This is a genomic window from Sulfitobacter sp. 1A10359, from assembly GCF_043558145.1.
In the GTDB taxonomy this organism is placed as follows: domain Bacteria; phylum Pseudomonadota; class Alphaproteobacteria; order Rhodobacterales; family Rhodobacteraceae; genus Sulfitobacter; species Sulfitobacter faviae.
Genome location: NZ_JBIFGB010000001.1, coordinates 785455 through 804574, shown reverse-complemented (window position 1 = coordinate 804574; position 19120 = coordinate 785455). Strand labels below are relative to the sequence as shown.

Sequence of the window (19120 nt, the reverse complement as noted above, 5' to 3'; positions counted from 1 at the left end):
CCGCCTTCGGCCTATAGGCTGTTATGGACAGTGCTTTCGCCCCCGATCTGTGGATCCTCGTCACCCTTGCTGCCGCCGTCTTCCAGACCGGGCGCTTCATGCTTCAAAAGCATCTGGCGACCGATACGCTTTCGGCAGGCGGGGCGACCTTTTCGCGGTTTCTCTATTCCGCGCCCTTCGTGGCGCTGTTGCTGCCGCTCTATCTGGCGCTGAGCGGGCAGGGGGTGCCGCCGCTTGAGGCGGGGTTCTGGCTGTATGGGGCGATGGGCGGCACGGCGCAGATCATGGCGACGGTCTGCGTGGTGCTATTATTCAAGCAGCGCAATTTCGCGGTGGGCATCACTTTCAAGAAGACCGAGGTGATCCAGACCGTGCTGATGGCCTGGATCGTGCTGGGCGAGGGTGTTTCGGGCGCGGGCTTTGCGGCCATCGCCCTTGGCGTGCTGGGGCTGCTGTTGCTGTCCGGCGGGGCCGAGGCGCGGGGGCTGCGCCTTAGCGATCTGCGCAACCGTGCGGCGGGGCTGGGCATCGCCTCGGGTTTTCTCTTCGCGATCTCGGCGGTCTGTTATCGCGGCGCTTCGCTCGCCGTGGCCTCGGGCGATCCGCTGTTGCGTGCGGGCGTGACGCTGGCGGCGGTGGTGCTGATGCAGACGCTGATCATGGCCCTTTGGCTGCGCCTGCGCGAACCGGGGCAGATACGCCGGGTCTGGGCCGCGCGGCGGGTGGCGGTCTGGATCGGGCTGACTTCGATGGGCGGGTCGCTCTGTTGGTTCATCGCCTTCACCCTGCAAAACGCGGCCTATGTGAAGGCCTTGGGGCAGGTAGAACTGATGCTGAGCATCGCGGCCACGACCCTGTTCTTTCGCGAGCGGATTTCGCGCCGGGAGTGGGCGGGCATGGCGGTGCTGGCGGTCTCGATCCTGATGCTGGTTTTGGTGACCTAGCCCGTCATCGGGCGGCCATGCAAACGCAGGAACAGGCTTTCTTCGTCGTTGTTCTTGAAAAACGGGACCGAGGCAGGCGGGCTGGTGTCACGCGCGCGGGCGGCGACCTCGGCCAATACGACCTCGGTGATGAAGGGCATGTCGAAAGACCGCGCCCGGCTCAGCGGCACCCATTGCAGATGTGACAGCTCATCACAGGCGGCGTCAAAATCATCGGGGTCGCTGGCGATGTCGTCGGCATCCACCAGAAAGAAACGCGCGTCGAAACGGCGCGGGCGGCCCGGCGGTGTCAGGGCGCGAAACACGAATTGCAGGGCGGAGGCATCGGGCAAATGGCCCGTGGCTGCAAAGCTCTGCCAGTCGGGCGGCACATCCCCCTGCCATGCGCCCTTGCGGCCCAGCACCAAACCGGTCTCTTCCCAAAGCTCACGAATGGCGGCAACGGCGATGGCATGGGCGAGCGACGGTTCGGCATCATCACAAAGCCTGCCATGGCAAAGCGCGTTCACCGGGGCGGCAAGGGGCACATCGGCATCGCCCGCGTCCACCGCCCCGCCGGGAAAGACGAATTTATTCGGCATGAAGGCCGCCTTGGCCCCGCGTTGCCCCATCAGGATATGCGGGGTCTCATGGCGGTCGCGCAGCACGATCACCGTGGCGGCGTTGCGGATTTTGGTCTTGTCGATGGTCATGCGGCGATGCTCCGGCAGTCAGGGGCCGAAGGGCGGGCCGCCTTAGTTTGACCGGCCGAAGCCGCCCATCCTTTTGGCCCATTGAAAGCCGATCATGGCCCCCTTCAGTCTGGGCAGAAGGTAAAGCGACAGCGCCGTGCAGCCAACCGCAAAAATGGTGAACAGGGTCAGAGGTTCGGGCCGCCAGACCACATAGGCGATGTGCAGCCCCGGTGCCAAAAGGTGACCGACCAGCAGAATGGTCAGATAGGCCGGGCCGTCATCGGCGCGGTGGTGGTGGAACTCCTGACGGCAAACCGCGCAGTCGTCGTTCACTTTCAGATAGCCATGCAGCAGCTCTCCGCCCCCGCAGGAGGGGCATTTGCCACGCCAACCGCGCAGCATGGCAGGCAGGCGGGGCCGCTCTTCGCTGGCATCGGTCTCTGCGGTGTCGGGGGACAATTGCTGGGTCTGTGACATGGGGGCGATCCTCTGGTTGAGGGATAGATGCAGTCTGGGGCGTGAAATGAAAAGACCGGAGGTTGCCGTTGCGGCGCCATGTCGCGCAGGGGGGCTTTGCCAAATTTTTCGAAAAAAAGTTTGAAAACCTGCGACGGAAGTTTCTGGCTCCGCCGTTTGACCCTGTGATCGCGGCGCAAAAGCGTGAGACGATCTTTAAAAAAACGAGGAGTATCAAGATGACCATTCGTACCAATATGAAGATCGCAGCCCTCAGCGGATTGTTGGCCGTGGGTGCCGTGGCCGCCACCGCCCAGCAAAGCGGGCAGGACCGGTTCCAGCAGCTTGACGCAGATGGCAACGGTGCGATCACGCAGGCAGAGTTTCAGGCCCATGCCGAGGCGCGTTTTGCCAAGGTTGATGCCGATGGCGACGGTTTCGTGACCGGCGAAGAGCTGAAGGCCGCAGGCGATGCGCGCCGCGCCGATCGCGCCGCCAAGATGGTTGAGCGTTTCGACACCGACGGCAACGGCAGCCTCGACGCTTCCGAATTGGAAGCCATGGGCGATAAACACGGTGGCAAGCGCGGCGGCAAAGAGGGCGGCAAGCACGGTCATAAGGGCGGTGACAAGGGCGCCCGCATGATCGAGCGTATGGACGCCAATGACGATGGCAAACTCTCAATGGAAGAGATGACGCAGCGCCACGATCCGGCCAAGATGTTCGAGCGTCTGGACAAAGACGGCAACGGCAGCGTCAGCGCCGAAGAGTTTGAAGCGGCGAAAAAAATGCATGGCAAGCGGCACCATAAGGGTGACAAAATGGACCATGACAAACCGCAGCGCGACTAAATGAAGCCTCGGGCGCGCTTAATCATGGCGCGCCCGGACCTTAGCCATGGACGGGATGCAGGATTTGCCCAACGCGCAGCAAGATGCGGATGCCGAGTTGTTGCAACGCTATGCCAATGGCGATGCGGCGGCGGCGCGGTTGCTGACCGCGCGGCTGGTGCCGCGCCTCCACGGCCATGCGCTGCGGGTGCTCGGTGACCGGGCCGAGGCCGAGGATGTGGCCCAAGAGGCGATGCTGCGGCTCTGGCGTCAAGCGCCGAAGTGGCGCAGGGGCGAGGCCAAGGTGACCACTTGGCTTTACCGTGTCGTGGCCAACCTCTGCACCGACCGTCTGCGCCGCCGGGGGGCGGGGGTGTCCGGGCTCGATGATGTGGCGGAACCTGCCGATCCGACCCCCGGTGCCGCGCAGCAGATGCAGCAGGCCGCCCGTGTGGACGCGCTGCAACAGGCGCTGGCCACTTTGTCCGACCGCCAGCGGCAAGCGGTGGTGTTGCGCCATATCGACGGTATGGCCAATCCCGAGATCGCAGAGGTGCTGGGCATCGGGGTCGAAGCGGTGGAAAGCCTGACCGCGCGGGGCAAACGGGCATTGGCCGCGCAACTGTCGGCACAACGGGACGCATTGGGGTTTGAAAATGAGTGACGTCGACGATCTGGAAGATTTCTTTGCCGCGGCCCGGGCCAATCCGCCACAGGTCTCGGCCGATTTGCAGGCCCGCGTTCTGGCTGATGCCGAAGCGCATATGCCCAAAGCGCTGCGCCAGCCGTGGCCTCAAGCGCTCTGGCAACTCTTGGGCGGTGCGGCGGGGCTGAGCGGTCTTGCGACTGCTGCGGCTGTCGGAGTTTGGGTCGGAGTGGCACCGCCCGAGGGCATGCCGGATTTGGCCGGGCAATTCGTGACCGGCACATGGGAGACCGAGACCTCGGACCTCACGGCGGCTGACACCGGCAGCGAATTCGGGGGATTTGGTTGGGACATGGAGGAAAGTTGAGATGACACAGGATCCGACACCGCGGCGCAAGCGCCTCATGCGGGTGGCCCTTGGCCTGTCGCTGGCGTTGAACGTGATGATCCTTGGCGCGCTTGGCGGGGCGATGTGGCGTCACGGCGGGCCGGGGCCGCATGGCGGGGGTGATTTGCCGGGGCTGCGCAGCTATGCCTCGCCCTATGTGCAGGCGCTGCCGCCCGAAGCGCGACGCGGGTTGCACGGCAAAATGCGCACCAGCGGTAAGGCGCATCACCTCGACCGGGAAGCGCGGCGCGCGCTTTACGACGAAATGCTTGCCGCGCTTCGGGCCGAGCCGTTTCAGGCGGACGTGGCCGCCGCGGTGCTCGCCGCGCAAGGCGAGGCCGCCGCGGGTGTTCAGCAAGTCGCCCATGACGCTTGGTTGGCCGAGGTCAGCGCGATGGATGCCGCCGCCCGCCAAGACTATGCCGACAAGCTGCAACAGCGGCTGGAAGCGGGGCCGCCCCGCAAAAAAGGCAAACGCGACGGCAGACCCGAACGGTGAGCGGGCCGGTACCCGGTCTTGCCCTTTGCCGGACGGCGGGCTAGGCCGAGGGCGAATGACCCCGGCAGGGGGCGGCGTTAACCGGCCCCTTGCCCCTTAGAAAGCCCGGCCCATGATCGACACCTCTCAGACGATGCACAGCGGCGCGGAAACCGTGCTGGCCACGGCCAAGGCGTCACTTGCGCGGCGGGCGGTGGGCCTGTTGTCACTGGCGGGGCTGGGGCTGCTGCTGATCTATTCCGCGCTGACCCGCTCGCCCGATCCGGTCTGGCAGAGCGTTCTGGTGCTGGTGGGGCTTGGTTTTATCGCGATTGCCGAGGTGATGCGCCGCGCCACCGCCAGCGCGGTGGAACTGACCGACGAGGCGCTGCGCGATGCCGATGGCCGGGTGATCGTCCGCATGGACGAGATCGCGCGCATTGATCAGGGCGCTTTCGCGGTCAAACCCTCGAACGGTTTCCTGCTCAAGACCAACCGCCGCGTGGCGCGGGGCTGGCGCTTGGGCCTGTGGTGGAGCCTTGGCCGCCGGATCGGTGTGGGCGGTATGACCCCAGCCAATGAAACCAAGCTCATCGCCGAGATCATCCGCGCCAAACTGGCCGAGCGTGAGGCCGCTTAACCGTCCGACCAGACCGTGCGCGGCGCATAGCGCGGGCGGGTGAAGACGAAGTTGTGAATGTCGCGCCGCTCCAACCCGGTTTTGAACAGCGGCTCGAAGTCGCGCCATGTCTCAACCAGCGTGACGCGTTCGTTATCGGGCATAACGGGCAGCTTGTCATGCCAATCGCGCACATCGTCGCTGGTCAAAGGCTGAACCGTTCCGCGCACTTGTGACCAATCCGCGTGGTAGCGGTCGTTCGCCTGATCATACCAGATCGAACTGACCCGAAGGGCCGTTTGTCCGGTGCCGCGGGTGAGATACTCGAAAAGCTGTTGCATCCCTTGGAGATAGTCCGCGTCAATCGCCTGCGTCTCGCGCGAGATGGCATCGCCCACGGTATAGGCCGCCGTCTGGTTGAGGTTGTACATCCGGAAGGTGTCAAAGGTCGAATACATGGCCAGATAGGCCCAGAACATCAGCGGCAACATGATCACCGTCTCGACGGCGATGGAGCCGTCCTCGCGCCCTTTGAACCGGGCCAGTAGATTGCGGAAAACGCGCATCAATTCGGCTCCTGCACGAAGGCCGCGCTCGAGACCATGGAAACACGGCCCGCGCCGTCTTTCTCAAGGGCATAGCCAAGGCCGGTGGTCGGAAAGAAGGGCTCAAACCGTGCGCAGGCGCGCAGCAGCATCAACTGATGTTCGACCCCAAGGGTCCAGCCGCGCACCGGTCTGGGGTCTTCGGAAGTGTCGACGCAATCGGGCGACTGGTCGAAGCTGGCGAAATTGCGCGGGTCCACGCGGATCATCTCAAGGCGCAGGGTCTCTTCGCAGTCATCCAAGAAGATCGCGGCCTCGCAGATTTTGTCCTTGATGGTCTGATGCGTCATCGGGGTATTGGTGTTCAGCCGGATGTAGCGCACCGTCATGTCGAGCCCCCGGTCAAGGAACATGTGGCGGATGGCGTAAAAGCTCATCTCGACGGACATGAGCAGGCAGCCGAAGAGCAGCGGCGACAGGATGGCGAACTCCATCAACATGGCCGAGCCATCCTCATCGCCGCGAAACCGGCGCCATGCCTTGATGCAGCGCTGTATCATTGCGTCAGCCTCAACTGGTTGATCTGGCGGGCGATGGCCTCGAATGCGCTGACGATCTCGACCCCTTCGACGCGGAAGAAATGGCTGTCGGAGGAGGCACAGTTCTTCATCACCGATGCACCATGGTCGGTCACTTCAAAGCCGATCGACCAGATCACGATGCCCTTGGCCTTGGCCGCGTCGCAGATGTTGTCGAGCAGGGCGTCGGCCTGCGATGCGCTGTATTTCGTCCAGTACCAGCGGTGACGCTCGCTTGAACGGACATTGCGGTTCAGCCACCAGTAGAAGGGGTAATCGCTCCAATGGCGGTAGTGGTCCCGGTTGGCGTAGACTTGGCGGTTGATCCGGCGGGTGGTCACGTTCACCCCATCGGTCATCAGGATCACCGTTTTCAGCGTGTCGATATCGCCGTAATCAGCCGGGCGCCCTTGGAAGGCCGCATCGCCACCGATGGCTTGATTGATCGCGCGGAAGGACGGGTCGAGCAGCGCCACGCCCCATTTCATGCCCAGATGAATGGCGGTGTTCGCGCGGGGCTGGAAATTGGAAATCCGGGCTTTCAGCGCGGCGGCGTTCTGCGAATAGGGCGCGACTTCTTCGTAGTCCTGCTTCGGGCAGCCGGGGTTGTAGATGTTGTCATAATGGCCGGTGTTGTCGCGGTGATAACCGTTCCAGCTATAGCCCGCCTCGAAGTGCTGCATATGCTCATAGCTGCGGGTCTGGCTGATGGCGGTGAGGTCAAACTCGCTGTCGTCGAAATCAACGCAATGGGAGAAGGAATGCAGCTGGGTGATGTTCAACTCATCCATGATGTCCTTCCCGACGTTGACCTGCGCGGTATAGGGCACGACGGAGATTGAGATCAGGTCCGCGTTCTCGGGCTTCAGCACGGTGTCGATGAAGGCGTCGCTCGCGTCATGGAGGTTGGCCATCTTGCCGTTCTCCCGCATGGAGCCGGAGATATCGAGCACCATGGAAATCTCGACCTTGTTCACCTTTTCCTCCGCCGTGGATTTGGCAGGGACATGCAGCCGGTCTTGGCCGAATTTACTCATGAACATCGTGTTGAGCGTGCGCGAGGCATCGACGGTGACACGGCGGTAGTTCAGCCCTTCGTCGACCGTCACGCTGGATACATATTCGGCCAGCCCCGTCTTGTCGAAATAATCGCGGGCCACGGCCTCGGGGCTGAGCGTCTGGTCGAGGTCCGCCGCCGCCAGCACGGCGCGGTCGGCCACGGCTTGCACCCTTGCGCGTTCGCGTTCATGGCGCATCAGGTCCACGCCGATGCCGCCCATGAGGATCATCAACAGGATCATCATGATGGCGAACAGCGTGACCAACCCGTCTTCCTCGCGTGCGAAGCGCTGGAGAAACGCGGGCAGGGGCCGCAGGGAGCTGTCTGATCTGTGAGATGTATCGCGCATCGTCATCAACCTCTTTTCCGGTGGCGTCCTGCGGGCACCAAAGGGAATGGGCGGCATTTGCCTTGTTTCTGTTGTGCTGCGGGAAAGTGTCCAGAGTTTGGCGCGTCTGGGGCAATAGGCGGCGCTTGGGGCCGGTTTTCGGGGGCGTTTTGACCGATTTCCACCGGGCGGGGAGGGTGGCGCGGGCCGCCCCTACCCACAGTTGATAAAGTTTCGCAAATCGCGAGGAATTGGGTCGCGCCCCGCCATGAGGCGTCCTACGGTGCGACTGCAGGCCCCTAGGGCAGCCAGATGAGTCGCGCCCGCAAACAAAGGGACCGCGACCGGACAAGAAGAGGAGAGACCGATGAATCCAGCCAATGAGCCGAGTTTCCGCGACAGTGTGGATCTGATGTTCAATCGCGCGGTCGCGCTGATGGATTTGCCGCCCGGTCTCGAAGAGAAAATCCGCGTTTGCAACGCCACCTACACGGTGCGTTTCGGCGTGCGTCTGCGGGGCCGGATGCATACGTTCACCGGCTACCGTTCGGTCCATTCTGAACATATGGAGCCTGTGAAGGGCGGTATCCGCTATTCCATGGCCGTGAACCAGAACGAGGTCGAAGCGCTGGCCGCGCTGATGACCTATAAATGCGCGCTGGTGGAGGCGCCCTTTGGCGGCTCCAAGGGCGGGCTCTGCATCGATCCGCGCGACTACGATGAACATGAGCTTGAACTGATCACCCGGCGTTTCGCCTATGAGCTGATCAAGCGCGACATGATCCACCCCGCGCAGAACGTGCCCGCCCCCGATATGGGCACCGGCGAACGTGAGATGGCTTGGATCGCGGACCAGTACAAACGCATGAATACCACCGACATCAACGGTGTGGCCTGTGTCACCGGCAAGCCGATCAACGCGGGCGGCATCCAAGGCCGGACCGAGGCGACAGGCCGGGGTGTGCAATATGCGCTGCAAGCCTTCTTCCGCGATCCCGAGGGGCTGAAGAAAGCGGGCCTTTCCGGCAAGCTCGACGGCAAGCGGGTCATCATTCAGGGTCTCGGCAACGTGGGCTATCACGCCGCCAAGTTCCTCAGCGAAGAGGATGGCGCGAAGATCACCGCGATCATCGAACGCGACGGTGCGCTGCACAGCGAAGACGGGCTGAACGTTGAAGCCGTGCACAAGTGGATCGAAAAGCACGGCACGATCAAAGGCTATGCCGATGCGAAGTTCGAAGAGGATGGCGCCAAGTTTTTGGAAGCGGATTGCGATATCCTGATCCCCGCCGCACTTGAGGGGGTGATCAACCTCACCAATGCCGAACGTATCAAGGCGCCCCTGATCATCGAGGCCGCGAACGGTCCGGTGACCGCCGGGGCGGATGAGGTGCTGCGCAAGAAGGGCACGGTGATCGTGCCTGATATGTATGCCAACGCAGGCGGTGTGACGGTCTCTTACTTCGAGTGGGTCAAGAACCTCAGCCACATCCGCTTTGGCCGCATGCAGCGCCGCGCCGAGGAATCGCGTCACCAACTGGTGGTGGATGAGCTTGAGCGGCTGAGCGCGGATAAGGACCTCGGCTGGACGCTGAGCCCCGACTTCAAAGAGAAGTACCTGCGCGGTGCGGGGGAGTTGGAACTGGTCCGCTCCGGTCTCGATGACACGATGCGCACGGCCTATGAGGCGATGGCCCATGTCTGGCACAGCCGCGACGATGTCGATGACCTGCGCACGGCGGCCTATCTCGTCTCGATCGAAAAGGTCGCGGCGAGCTATCACGCCAAGGGGCTTTGAAGGGGCGTAACCCTCTCGCAAGTGATCGAAAAAGGGGCGTCCTGCGCCCCTTTTTGCCGTCTGGGGCCGGGATGGGGGCGAGAGGCATTTTCGGTCATTGATACTTGCGCCCCAAGTTGCTTGACTGCGCCAAGACCGGGGGAGGCGAATGATGCGATTTTCAGGACTGCGGGTGTTGCGCGAAGGCTTGACCGGCAATCGGGGTTGGACGGCGCAATGGCGCGATCCAGAGCCGCAGGCGGAATATGACGCGGTGATCATCGGCGGCGGCGGGCATGGGTTGAGCACGGCCTATTACCTCGCCAAGAACCACGGCATGACGAATATCGCGGTGCTTGAAAAAGGCTACCTTGGCGGGGGCAACGTCGGGCGCAACACGACCGTGGTGCGCGGCAATTACTTTCTGCCCGGCAATTCCGAGTTCTACAGCCATTCGCTGAAACTCTGGGAGGGGCTGTCGGAGGAGTTGAACTACAACGTGATGTTCAGCCAGCGCGGCGTGATCACCCTGTTCCACTCCGACGCGCAGCGCGATGCTTCGGCCCGGCGCGGCAATGCGATGATCAACCAAGGCGACGATGCGGAACTGCTTGACCGCGAGGGTCTGCGCAAACTGCTGCCCTATCTGGATTACGACAACGGGCGCTTTCCGATCCACGGCGGGTTGCTGCACCGACGCGGCGGCACCGCGCGCCATGATGCGGTGGCGTGGGGCTATGCCCGCGGCGCGGACCAGCGCGGTGTCGATCTGATCCAACAATGCGAAGTCACCGGCATCGACATCGAGAACGGCCGCGTGCGCGGCGTGCAGACCACGCGCGGTGCGATCCGGGCCAAGAAGGTGGCGATCGTCACGGCAGGGCGCTCGGGGCAGGTGGCGGCGATGGCCGGGATGCGCCTGCCGATCGAGAGCCATGTTCTGCAGGCCTTCGTCTCCGAAGGGTTAAAGCCTGCGATCCACCATGTGATCAGCTTTGGCATGGGGCATTTCTATATCAGCCAGTCCGACAAGGGCGGGTTGGTCTTTGGCGGCGATCTGGATTTCTATGCCTCCTACGCGCAGCGCGGCAATCTGCCGATGATGGAACATGTGATGGAGGCGGGGATGACCCTGATGCCGATGATCGGCAAGGCCCCCGTGCTGCGCTCTTGGGGTGGGATCATGGACATGACGCCCGATGGCAGCCCGATCATCGACAAGACCGAGACCGACGGTTTGTTCGTCGATTGCGGCTGGTGCTACGGCGGCTTCAAGGCGGTGCCTGCCTCGGGCTATGCGCTGGCGCATCTGATGGCCACCGGGCAGCCCCATGAGACGGCGGCGGGCTTCAGGCTCGACCGGTTCCGTTCGGGCGAAGGCCTGTTGGATGAAGAGGCCACCGGGTCTCAGCACAACTTGCACTGAGGGAGGGCCAATATGCGGATCGAATGCCCCATCTGCGGCAGCCGGGATCGGCGGGAGTTCTATTATCGCGGCGATGCCATCGCCTTGGCCCGGCCTGCGCCCGATGCCTCGGATGATGACTGGGACGCCTATCTGCATCTGCGCGACAACCCGGCGGGAGAGACCCGCGACCTGTGGCAGCATGAGACCGCCTGCGGCGCGTGGCTCGTCGTCACCCGCGATACGGTGACCCATGCGGTACGGGCCGTGGAATTGGCATCGGATGTGAAAAGGGCCATGGCATGAGGATTGCAGGGCGCGGATTGATCGACCGGGAGACGCCGGTCAGCTTTACCTTCGACGGGCGGCGCTATGGCGGGTTTGCGGGCGATACGGTCGCCTCGGCCATGCTGGCGAATGGGCAGCGGCTGATGGGGCGGTCGTTCAAATACCACCGCCCGCGCGGGGTGCTGAGCGCAGGCAGCGAAGAGCCGAACGCGCTGGTGACCACCGGCGTCGGCCCCGCCTCGGATCCCAACGTCCGCGCCACGACGCAGGAGATTTACGAAGGGCTGGCGGTGCGCAGCCAGAACGCTTGGCCGAGCCTTGATTTTGATCTCATGGCGGTGAACGATCTGGCGTCGCCGTTCCTCGGGGCGGGGTTCTACTACAAGACCTTCATGTGGCCGCGCAATTTTTGGAAGCGCGTCTATGAGCCGGTGATCCGCCGCGCGGCGGGTCTGGGGCGGCTGAGCGGCCAGCCCAACGCGGACGCCTATGAGAAAGCCTATGCCTTTTGCGATCTCTTGGTGATCGGTGCAGGCCCGACGGGTCTGATGGCGGCGCTGGTGGCGGCGCGGGCGGGGGCGGATGTGATCCTTGCCGACGAAGATGCGCTGATGGGCGGGCGGCTGAATGCCGAGAACGAGCGTGTCGATGGTGAGCCGGGCCATGCATGGGCGGCGGGCGTGGTCGCGGAACTCGCGGCGATGGACAATGTGCGGCTGATGCCCCGCACGACGGTGACCGGCGCCTATGACGGCGGGATGTTCGGCGCGCTCGAACGGGTCAACCAACACCGCGCGCGGCGGGGCGAGGGCGCGCCGCTTGAGTGTTTCTGGCGCATCGCAGCCAAGCAATCCATCCTCGCGGCAGGTGCTTTGGAGCGCCCGGTCGCCTTCGCCAACAACGACCGCCCGGGCATCATGACCGCAGGCGCGGTGCGCGCCTATCTCAACCGCTGGGGCGTGGCCCCGGGCAAGCAGGTCGCGGTTTTTGGCAATAACGACGACGCCCACCGCACCGCGCACGATCTGGCGGCAGCAGGTGTGCATGTGGCCGCGCTGATCGACAGTCGCGAGGGCGTCAGCCGCGAGGGCGCGGATTTTCCGGTGCTAAGCGGGGCGGTGGTCTGCAACACCTCGGGCGGCAAGGAGTTGGAGGCGGTGTCGATCCGCACCGCCGGGGGCGTGCATAAGATACAGGCCGATTGTCTGGCAATGTCGGGCGGTTGGAACCCATCGCTGCATCTTACGTGTCATATGAACGGGCGACCGACATGGTCGCCGGAGATCCATGCTTTTGTGCCCACCCCCGGCGCGGTGCCGGGGATGCATGTGGCGGGAGCCTGTAACGGCAGCTTCTCGACCCACGGCTGCCTTGCGGCGGGTGTGGCAGCGGCAGGGGACGCGTTGGCGGCTTTGGGCCGCAAGCCAGAGCCCATCGATCTGCCGCAGGCCGATGACGCGCCCTACCGCCTTGCCTCGCTTTGGGCGGTGCCGGGCAAGGGCCGGGCGTGGCTGGATTTCCAGAACGATGTCTGCGTGAAGGATGTGCAGCAGGCGGCGGCAGAGAGCTTCCGCTCGGTCGAGCATATGAAGCGCTACACGACCCAAGGCATGGCCCCCGATCAGGGCAAGAACTCCAACGTGGCGGCGCTGGCGGTGCTGGCAGATGCCACCGGGCGCGGCATTGCCGAGACGGGCACGACCACCTTCCGCCCGCCCTATACCCCGGTTGCGATTGCAGCGATGGGCGCGGGTGGGCAGGGCAAGGGCTTTGCGCCCGAACGGCTGACCACCAGCCACGCGGCCAGCCTTGCCATGAACGCCCCGATGGTGGAGGCGGGGCTATGGTATCGCCCCAGCTATTTCCCGCGCGGGCAGGAGCGCAACTGGCGTCAATCCTGCGACCGCGAGGTCGGCTTTGTCCGCAAGACGGTGGGCATCTGCGATGTCTCGACCCTAGGCAAGATCGACATTCAGGGGCCGGATGCGGCCAAGCTGCTCGATCTGGTTTATACGAACAAGTTCAACAGCTTGAAGGTCGGTAAGGTGCGCTATGGTCTGATGCTGCGCGAAGACGGTTTCGTGATGGACGATGGCACCTGCGCGCGTTTGGGTGAGACGCATTACCTGATGACCACCACCACCGGCGCTGCCGGTGAGGTGATGCGCCATTTGGAATTCATCACGCAATGCCTGCACCCCGAATGGCAGGTGCATCTGTCTTCGGTCACCGAACAATGGGCGCAATTCGCCGTGGCGGGGCCGAAGTCTCGTGAATTGCTGAACGGGCTGCTGGCGCAGCCGATCGACAATGACAGCTTCCCCTTTATGGCCTGCGGCGATGTGCGGCTCGGCGGGGTCGCGGCGCGGCTGTTCCGCATCTCCTTCTCGGGCGAACATGCCTATGAGATCGCCGTGCCCGCGCGCTATGGCGCGGCGCTGTTCGACCTGCTGGTCGCGCGGGCCGAGGCGCTGGAGGGCGGCGCCTATGGGATGGAGGCGCTGAACGTGCTGCGGTTGGAAAAGGGCCATATCACCCACGCAGAGATCGACGGCCGCGCCACGGCAGAGGATATCGGCATGGGGAGGATGCTGTCGGATGCCAAGGACTGTATCGGCAAGACCATGTCCGAACGCCCCGGCCTGCGCGACCCAAACCGTGCGCAACTGGTCGGGCTGCGGCCCGTCGGCGCGGTGAAACAACTCACGGCAGGGGCGTTTCTGTTCGAGGCCGGGGCCGAGGCCAGCCGCGAGAATGCGCAGGGGCATACAACCTCGGTCGGCTTTTCGCCGGATATCGGCACTTTTATCGGGCTGGGCTTTGTCACCCGGGGCCGCGCCCGGCATGGGGAGGTGATGCGCATGGTCGACCATCTGCGCGAAATCGAGGCGGAGGTAGAGATCTGCGCCCCGGTCTTTGTGGACCCTGAAGGAGGGCGGACCCGTGGTTGAATTGAAAGCGCAAACACCGTTCGGCGATCTGCTCCCGCTGCACATCGGTGAGATGACGATGACGGCCCGCGATCTGGGCCAGTTGACCGTGCTGGGCGTGTTTGATCGGGCTGGCCTCACCAAGGCGCTGGAGACGGCTCATGGGGTTGCCCTGCCGGATCCGCTTCAGAGCACCGCCAAGGGCGATGTCCAATGCTTGTGGTTTGGCCGGGAAGAGGCGCTGCTTGTCGGGCCCGTACCGGATGAGGCGCTCGCGAAACATGCAGCCCTTGTCGATGTCTCGGACGGATGGGCAGTGGCGGAGTTGCAGGGGCCGGGGGCCGAAGATGTACTGGCGCGACTGGCCCCGGTGGACCTGCGCGCGGCGGCCTTCAACTCCGGTCAGACCCTGCGCAGCCCCTTGCGCGACATGCCCGCCGCGATCACCCGCACCGATACCGGCTTTTTGTTGATGGTCTATCGGTCGATGGCCGCCACTTTGGTGCAGGAGTTGCGCCGCGCTATGGAAGCGGTGGCATCGCGGCGCTAGGTTGTCCCGCAGGGGCCCGAATCCCCGTTTGGCAAACAACGGAGCATAGACATGAACAAATCGATTTTCGCCGCATTGGCCGCGATCAGCATGGCGGTCTCGGGCCCGGCGCTGGCGGCCTCGAAGAAAGAGACGAGCTGCATGCATCAGGCCGCCGTGGTCGCCGCCGTGCAGCAGGCCCGCCTCGACCGGGTGAAAGAACGCCAGGTCCCCGCCGCCGTGAAGGCCAAGGCGACATGGCCCGAAAGCTTTAACACCGCGATTCCGCTGGTGACCCCTTGGGTCTACGAGATGAAGATGCGCGACGTGAAAAAGAACGATCTCGCCGCCGCGTGGAAAGAAATGTGCCTCGCCCAATAGGCTGACCAACGCCGTGCCGGGCAGGGGGCGCTGCCCGGCAAGAGGGGCGTTTTACCGCCCGCTGCCGCTCTACCTCCTCTGGACTCTGAACTGCCCCAGCCGGTATATGAAGCCATGAGCCTGCCCCCCGGATTTTTGGAAGAACTGCGTGACCGCGCCAGCCTGTCTCAGGTGGTGGGGCGCAAGGTCATTTGGGACAACCGAAAGTCCAATCAGGGCAAGGGCGACATGTGGGCGCCATGCCCCTTCCATCAGGAAAAATCCGCCAGCTTTCACGTCGATGATCGCAAAGGGTTCTACTACTGCTTTGGCTGCCACGCGAAGGGGGATGCGATCTCTTTCGTGCGCGAGACCGAGAATGTGAGCTTCATGGAAGCGGTGGAAATCATCGCCCGCGAAGTCGGCATGACGATCCCCAAGCAAGACCCCCGCGCGCAGGCAAAGGCCGACAAGCGCACGCAATTGGCCGAGGTGATGGAGCAAGCGGTGCAATGGTTCCGCCTGCAACTGCGCACCGGGGCGGCGGGGGCGGCGCGCGATTATCTGGCCAAGCGCGGGTTGTCGGAACAGGCGCAGGCGCATTGGGAGATTGGTTTCGCCCCGAACAGTTGGCAGGGGCTTTGGGATGCGCTGAAGTCCAAGGGCGTGGCGGATGAGTTGATCCTCGGCGCGGGGCTGGCGAAACCCTCCTCCAAGGGCGGCAAACCCTATGACACGTTCCGGGGGCGCATCATGTTCCCGATCCGCGATGCGCGGGGCCGGGCGATTGCCTTTGGCGGTCGCGCGATGGACCCGGAAGATAAGGCGAAATACCTCAATTCGCCCGAGACCGAACTCTTTGACAAGGGCCGCAGCCTTTACAACGTCAAACACGCCCGCGCCGCCGCAGGGCGGGGTCAGCCGCTGATCGTGGCCGAAGGCTATATGGATGTGATCGCCCTGCATGAGGCGGGGTTCGAAGGGGCCGTGGCCCCCTTGGGCACCGCGATCACCGAGAACCAATTGCAGATGTTGTGGCGGATCGCGCCTGAGCCGATCATCACTCTGGATGGCGACGCGGCGGGCCAACGCGCCGCGCTGCGCCTGATCGATCTGGCCCTACCGCTGTTGGAGGCCGGGCAGAGCCTGCGTTTCGCGGTCATGCCCGAGGGGCAGGATCCCGACGATCTGCTGCGCGCGCAGGGGGCCGGGGCCTTGCAAAAGCTCTTGGACAATGCCCTGCCCATGGTGCGCCTGCTGTGGCAGCGTGAGACCGAAGGCAAGGTTTTCGACAGCCCCGAACGCAAGGCGGCGCTGGACAAAAGCCTGCGCGAAAAGATCAAGCTGATCCGCGACCCGTCGATCCGCAGCCATTATGGGCAAGAGATCAAGGACCTGCGGTGGGAGCTGTTCCGCCCGCAAAAGAAACGGCCCGAATTCCGCCCCGTCGGGGGCAAAGCGCCGGGCAAGGGCAAAGGCGGAAAGGGCGCTGCTTGGGGCGCGCCGCTGGCCCCGCTGGCCAGCACCAAAGCCTCGGCCCTCGTGGCGATGAGCGATGAGCAGGTGGGCATGCATCTGCGCGAGGCGGTGATCCTTGTGGCCCTCGTCGATTGCCCGCAGTTGATTGAGACCTTCGAGACCGGGTTGGAGGCGATGCGCTGCGATGATCCTGATCACGCGCGGCTGCGCGATCTGCTGCTGCGCTTTGGCCATGCGGGGCAAGAGACGCTGCGCGAGGAGATTTCCTATTCCCTCGGCTGGGAGACACTTGAAAATATGAAGGGGCAACGCCACGTTGCCATCACGCCCTGCATCCGCAATCCCGGCAATGTGGACATGACCCGCCTCACCGTGGCCGAGGAACTGGCCAAACTGGATGCCGCCCGTGGGCTGAACGAAGAGATCGCCGAAGCCGTCGAAGACCTCAGCGGCCCGGCGGATGAGGGGGTCACCTGGCGTTTGAGCGAAGCGGCCCGTGCCGCCGATCTTGCCCGCCGCAGCGCACAGGAAGAAAGCAACGGGGAATTCGACGTGGGCGACAACGGCATGACGATGGACCGCGATGAGCGCAGCGCATTGGACGCGCTGTTGGGAACGATTAAATATGACAAGTCAAAGGGCCGCGGATGAGCATCGGCGTGGCCCATTTGCAGGACTTTTTGAAAATGCTGGGCAACGGGTTTAAGAATCACCGATAACCCCGCATGATTCGGAAAACCGAATCGTCTGCGGATGATTCGCGCTGACGCGCTGAAGGAGCATGAGATGGCTGCCAAAGATACGAATGACGACGCAAAGAGCAACGATTCAGAGGCCGGCCACTCGCTCGACATGAGCCAAGCCGCCGTGAAGAAGATGATCGGTGAGGCCCGCGAGAAGGGCTATATCACCTACGATCAGCTCAACACGGTGCTGCCGCCCGATCAGGTCAGCTCGGAACAGATCGAAGATGTGATGTCGATGCTCTCGGAAATGGGCATCAACATCATCGAAGACGAGGAAGCCGAAGAGGAAGAGAACAAAGGCTCGACTGAGGTTGCGACCACTGAGTCCAACCGCGATGTGGCGCTGTCCTCTGGCACCTCCGAGAAGCTCGACCGCACCGATGACCCGGTGCGCATGTACCTGCGCGAAATGGGCAGCGTGGAGCTTTTGAGCCGCGAGGGCGAGATCGCCATCGCCAAGCGGATCGAGGCTGGCCGCAACACGATGATCGCCGGGCTTTGCGAAAGCCCGCTGACCTTCCAGGCCATCACCATCTGGCGTGACGAACTTCTCTCCGAAGACATTCTGCTGCGCGATGTGATCGACCTTGAAGCCACCTTTGGCACGCAGATGGGCGATGAGGAGGAGACCTCTCCGGTCGTCGCCCCCGCCGCCGGGGCCGAGAGCAAGACCGAAGAAGCCAAGCCCGAGTATGACGCCGACGGCAATCCGATCTCGTCGGATGACGACGACGACGAGGACGAACAGGCCAACATGAGCCTTGCGGCCATGGAAGCGGCGCTGAAACCGCAGGTTCTGGAAGCGCTCGACATCATCGCGGACGACTATGAAAAGCTCAGCGCGATGCAGGACAGCCGCATCTCGGCCACGCTGAACGAAGACGGCTCTTTCACCAAGGAGCAGGAAGAGACCTATCAAAAGCTGCGGTCGGAAATCGTGCTTTTGGTGAACGACCTGCACCTGCACAACAACCGTATCGAAGCGTTGATCGACCAGCTTTACGGCATCAACCGCCGCATCATGCAGATCGACAGCGCCATGGTGAAACTCGCCGACCAAGCGCGCATCAACCGCAAGGAATTCGTCGACAACTATCGCGGCTATGAGCTTGATCCCAACTGGATGGAGCGGATGGCCGAGAAGTCCGGTCGGGGCTGGCAGATGTTCATCGAACGCTCCTCCGAAAAGGTTGAAGAACTGCGCGCCGACATGGCGCAGGTTGGCCAGTATGTCGGGCTCGACATCTCGGAATTCCGCCGCATCGTGCAGCAGGTCCAGAAGGGTGAGAAAGAAGCGCGTCAGGCCAAGAAGGAAATGGTCGAAGCGAACCTGCGCCTCGTTATCTCCATCGCCAAGAAATACACCAACCGTGGTCTGCAATTCCTTGACCTTATTCAGGAAGGCAACATCGGCCTGATGAAGGCCGTCGATAAGTTCGAGTATCGCCGCGGCTACAAGTTCTCCACCTACGCGACATGGTGGATCCGTCAGGCGATCACCCGCTCGATTGCTGACCAAGCACGCACCATCCGCATCCCGGTGCATATGATCGAGACGATCAACAAACTGGTCCGCACCGGTCGCCAGATGCTCCACGAGATTGGCCGCGAGCCGACGCCCGAGGAACTGGCCGAGAAGCTGCAAATGCCGCTCGAAAAGGTCCGCAAGGTGATGAAGATCGCCAAAGAGCCGATCAGCCTTGAGACGCCCATCGGCGACGAGGAAGACAGCCAGCTGGGTGACTTCATCGAGGACAAGAATGCCGTGCTGCCGCTCGACAGTGCCATTCAGGAGAACCTCAAGGAAACCACCACGCGGGTCCTCTCGTCGCTCACCCCGCGCGAGGAGCGAGTTCTGCGGATGCGTTTCGGCATCGGCATGAACACCGACCACACGCTCGAAGAGGTCGGCCAGCAATTCTCGGTCACGCGCGAACGTATTCGCCAGATCGAGGCCAAAGCACTGCGCAAGCTCAAACATCCGAGCCGCTCGCGCAAGCTGCGCAGCTTCCTGGACCAATAAGCCAAAACGCGGCCCCGGTGGCCGCGTTTTCTTTTGC

At 63.5% G+C, this 19120-nt stretch carries 19 protein-coding genes; 14 read left to right on the top strand and 5 right to left on the bottom strand.

The window, feature by feature from the left end; all coding sequences use genetic code 11:
* Nucleotides 1–23: 23 nt before the first annotated feature.
* A complete protein-coding gene (locus ACGYK2_RS03990) occupies nt 24–944 on the top strand; it encodes a DMT family transporter (protein WP_271689559.1) in 921 nt (306 codons plus the stop codon).
* Here ACGYK2_RS03990 and ACGYK2_RS03985 read toward each other — a convergent pair.
* Nucleotides 941–1636 (bottom strand): NUDIX hydrolase, encoded by a 696-nt coding sequence (locus tag ACGYK2_RS03985; protein WP_067264743.1) that lies wholly within the window; start codon nt 1634–1636, stop codon nt 941–943. The genes ACGYK2_RS03990 and ACGYK2_RS03985 overlap by 4 nt on opposite strands.
* Nucleotides 1637–1678: 42 nt before the next feature.
* Nucleotides 1679–2095, bottom strand: coding sequence for a DUF983 domain-containing protein (locus ACGYK2_RS03980; RefSeq protein WP_247744700.1), 417 nt, complete (start codon nt 2093–2095; stop codon nt 1679–1681).
* A 218-nt stretch (nt 2096–2313) separates the two neighbouring features.
* On the opposite strand from ACGYK2_RS03980, the gene ACGYK2_RS03975 reads away from it, so the two are divergent.
* From ACGYK2_RS03975 to ACGYK2_RS03955, 5 genes are all read left to right on the top strand, one after another.
* Nucleotides 2314–2925: a calcium sensor EFh gene (locus ACGYK2_RS03975; protein WP_271689563.1), complete on the top strand. Its 612-nt coding sequence runs from the start codon at nt 2314–2316 to the stop codon at nt 2923–2925.
* A gap of 46 nt (nt 2926–2971) precedes the next feature.
* A complete protein-coding gene (locus ACGYK2_RS03970) occupies nt 2972–3568 on the top strand; it encodes an RNA polymerase sigma factor (RefSeq protein ID WP_271689565.1) in 597 nt (198 codons plus the stop codon).
* Nucleotides 3561–3917, top strand: a complete 357-nt coding sequence (locus tag ACGYK2_RS03965) for a hypothetical protein (protein ID WP_394374202.1) — start codon at nt 3561–3563, stop codon at nt 3915–3917. The genes ACGYK2_RS03970 and ACGYK2_RS03965 overlap by 8 nt, the downstream gene beginning before the upstream one ends.
* Before the next feature lies 1 nt (nt 3918).
* Complete coding sequence (locus ACGYK2_RS03960; RefSeq protein ID WP_271689567.1) at nt 3919–4437, top strand: periplasmic heavy metal sensor; 519 nt, start codon at nt 3919–3921, stop codon at nt 4435–4437.
* A gap of 112 nt (nt 4438–4549) precedes the next feature.
* Entirely contained in the window at nt 4550–5056 is a 507-nt protein-coding gene (locus ACGYK2_RS03955) for a hypothetical protein (protein WP_271689568.1), read from the top strand.
* On the opposite strand, the gene ACGYK2_RS03950 is transcribed toward ACGYK2_RS03955, so the two are convergent.
* Genes ACGYK2_RS03950 through ACGYK2_RS03940 form a run of 3 tightly spaced genes read right to left on the bottom strand, consistent with a single transcriptional unit; the run spans nt 5053 to nt 7567 of the window.
* Nucleotides 5053–5601 (bottom strand): TadE/TadG family type IV pilus assembly protein, encoded by a 549-nt coding sequence (locus tag ACGYK2_RS03950; RefSeq protein WP_271689569.1) that lies wholly within the window; start codon nt 5599–5601, stop codon nt 5053–5055. The two genes, ACGYK2_RS03955 and ACGYK2_RS03950, sit on opposite strands and share 4 nt — an antisense overlap.
* Nucleotides 5601–6140, bottom strand: a complete 540-nt coding sequence (locus ACGYK2_RS03945; protein ID WP_168612391.1) for a TadE/TadG family type IV pilus assembly protein — start codon at nt 6138–6140, stop codon at nt 5601–5603. Before ACGYK2_RS03945 ends, ACGYK2_RS03950 begins: the two co-directional genes overlap by 1 nt.
* Nucleotides 6137–7567 carry a Tad domain-containing protein gene (locus ACGYK2_RS03940; RefSeq protein WP_271689570.1) on the bottom strand — a complete coding sequence of 477 codons (1431 nt, stop codon included), beginning with the start codon at nt 7565–7567 and terminating at the stop codon, nt 6137–6139. The genes ACGYK2_RS03945 and ACGYK2_RS03940 overlap by 4 nt, the downstream gene beginning before the upstream one ends.
* A gap of 346 nt (nt 7568–7913) precedes the next feature.
* Here ACGYK2_RS03940 and ACGYK2_RS03935 point away from each other — a divergent pair, with 346 nt between their 5' ends.
* The 8 genes from ACGYK2_RS03935 (at nt 7914) to rpoD (ending at nt 19083) form a co-directional block, all read left to right on the top strand.
* A complete protein-coding gene (locus ACGYK2_RS03935) occupies nt 7914–9344 on the top strand; it encodes a Glu/Leu/Phe/Val dehydrogenase (protein WP_168612392.1) in 1431 nt (476 codons plus the stop codon).
* A gap of 151 nt (nt 9345–9495) precedes the next feature.
* Nucleotides 9496–10749, top strand: a complete 1254-nt coding sequence (locus ACGYK2_RS03930; protein WP_271689573.1) for a sarcosine oxidase subunit beta family protein — start codon at nt 9496–9498, stop codon at nt 10747–10749.
* Nucleotides 10750–10761: 12 nt separating this feature from the next.
* On the top strand, nt 10762–11034 hold the full coding sequence (locus ACGYK2_RS03925; RefSeq protein ID WP_271689574.1) for a sarcosine oxidase subunit delta: 273 nt from the start codon (nt 10762–10764) through the stop codon (nt 11032–11034).
* Entirely contained in the window at nt 11031–13967 is a 2937-nt protein-coding gene (locus ACGYK2_RS03920) for a sarcosine oxidase subunit alpha family protein (RefSeq protein WP_271689575.1), read from the top strand. The genes ACGYK2_RS03925 and ACGYK2_RS03920 overlap by 4 nt, the downstream gene beginning before the upstream one ends.
* Complete coding sequence (locus ACGYK2_RS03915; RefSeq protein ID WP_271689576.1) at nt 13960–14496, top strand: sarcosine oxidase subunit gamma; 537 nt, start codon at nt 13960–13962, stop codon at nt 14494–14496. Before ACGYK2_RS03920 ends, ACGYK2_RS03915 begins: the two co-directional genes overlap by 8 nt.
* Nucleotides 14497–14547: 51 nt before the next feature.
* Nucleotides 14548–14856, top strand: coding sequence for a hypothetical protein (locus ACGYK2_RS03910; RefSeq protein WP_271689577.1), 309 nt, complete (start codon nt 14548–14550; stop codon nt 14854–14856).
* Nucleotides 14857–14970: 114 nt separating this feature from the next.
* Nucleotides 14971–16965, top strand: coding sequence for a DNA primase (gene dnaG, locus ACGYK2_RS03905; protein WP_271689578.1), 1995 nt, complete (start codon nt 14971–14973; stop codon nt 16963–16965).
* A 135-nt stretch (nt 16966–17100) separates the two neighbouring features.
* Entirely contained in the window at nt 17101–19083 is a 1983-nt protein-coding gene (rpoD, locus tag ACGYK2_RS03900; protein ID WP_271689579.1) for an RNA polymerase sigma factor RpoD, read from the top strand.
* Nucleotides 19084–19120: the final 37 nt, after the last annotated feature.

Excerpts from the sequence above, each read along its gene's own strand:
- ACGYK2_RS03985 (WP_067264743.1), bottom strand. The coding sequence starts at position 1,636 with ATGACCATCGACAAGACCAAAATCCGCAACGCCGCCACGGTGATCGTG.
- ACGYK2_RS03940 (WP_271689570.1), bottom strand. The coding sequence starts at position 7,567 with ATGCGCGATACATCTCACAGATCAGACAGCTCCCTGCGGCCCCTGCCC.
- ACGYK2_RS03980 (WP_247744700.1), bottom strand. The coding sequence starts at position 2,095 with ATGTCACAGACCCAGCAATTGTCCCCCGACACCGCAGAGACCGATGCC.
- ACGYK2_RS03950 (WP_271689569.1), bottom strand. The coding sequence starts at position 5,601 with ATGCGCGTTTTCCGCAATCTACTGGCCCGGTTCAAAGGGCGCGAGGAC.
- ACGYK2_RS03935 (WP_168612392.1), top strand. The coding sequence starts at position 7,914 with ATGAATCCAGCCAATGAGCCGAGTTTCCGCGACAGTGTGGATCTGATG.
- ACGYK2_RS03955 (WP_271689568.1), top strand. The coding sequence starts at position 4,550 with ATGATCGACACCTCTCAGACGATGCACAGCGGCGCGGAAACCGTGCTG.
- ACGYK2_RS03945 (WP_168612391.1), bottom strand. The coding sequence starts at position 6,140 with ATGATACAGCGCTGCATCAAGGCATGGCGCCGGTTTCGCGGCGATGAG.
- ACGYK2_RS03920 (WP_271689575.1), top strand. The coding sequence starts at position 11,031 with ATGAGGATTGCAGGGCGCGGATTGATCGACCGGGAGACGCCGGTCAGC.
- ACGYK2_RS03990 (WP_271689559.1), top strand. The coding sequence starts at position 24 with ATGGACAGTGCTTTCGCCCCCGATCTGTGGATCCTCGTCACCCTTGCT.
- ACGYK2_RS03970 (WP_271689565.1), top strand. The coding sequence starts at position 2,972 with ATGGACGGGATGCAGGATTTGCCCAACGCGCAGCAAGATGCGGATGCC.
- ACGYK2_RS03960 (WP_271689567.1), top strand. The coding sequence starts at position 3,919 with ATGACACAGGATCCGACACCGCGGCGCAAGCGCCTCATGCGGGTGGCC.
- rpoD (WP_271689579.1), top strand. The coding sequence starts at position 17,101 with ATGGCTGCCAAAGATACGAATGACGACGCAAAGAGCAACGATTCAGAG.
- ACGYK2_RS03930 (WP_271689573.1), top strand. The coding sequence starts at position 9,496 with ATGCGATTTTCAGGACTGCGGGTGTTGCGCGAAGGCTTGACCGGCAAT.
- dnaG (WP_271689578.1), top strand. The coding sequence starts at position 14,971 with ATGAGCCTGCCCCCCGGATTTTTGGAAGAACTGCGTGACCGCGCCAGC.
- ACGYK2_RS03925 (WP_271689574.1), top strand. The coding sequence starts at position 10,762 with ATGCGGATCGAATGCCCCATCTGCGGCAGCCGGGATCGGCGGGAGTTC.
- ACGYK2_RS03965 (WP_394374202.1), top strand. The coding sequence starts at position 3,561 with ATGAGTGACGTCGACGATCTGGAAGATTTCTTTGCCGCGGCCCGGGCC.
- ACGYK2_RS03975 (WP_271689563.1), top strand. The coding sequence starts at position 2,314 with ATGACCATTCGTACCAATATGAAGATCGCAGCCCTCAGCGGATTGTTG.
- ACGYK2_RS03910 (WP_271689577.1), top strand. The coding sequence starts at position 14,548 with ATGAACAAATCGATTTTCGCCGCATTGGCCGCGATCAGCATGGCGGTC.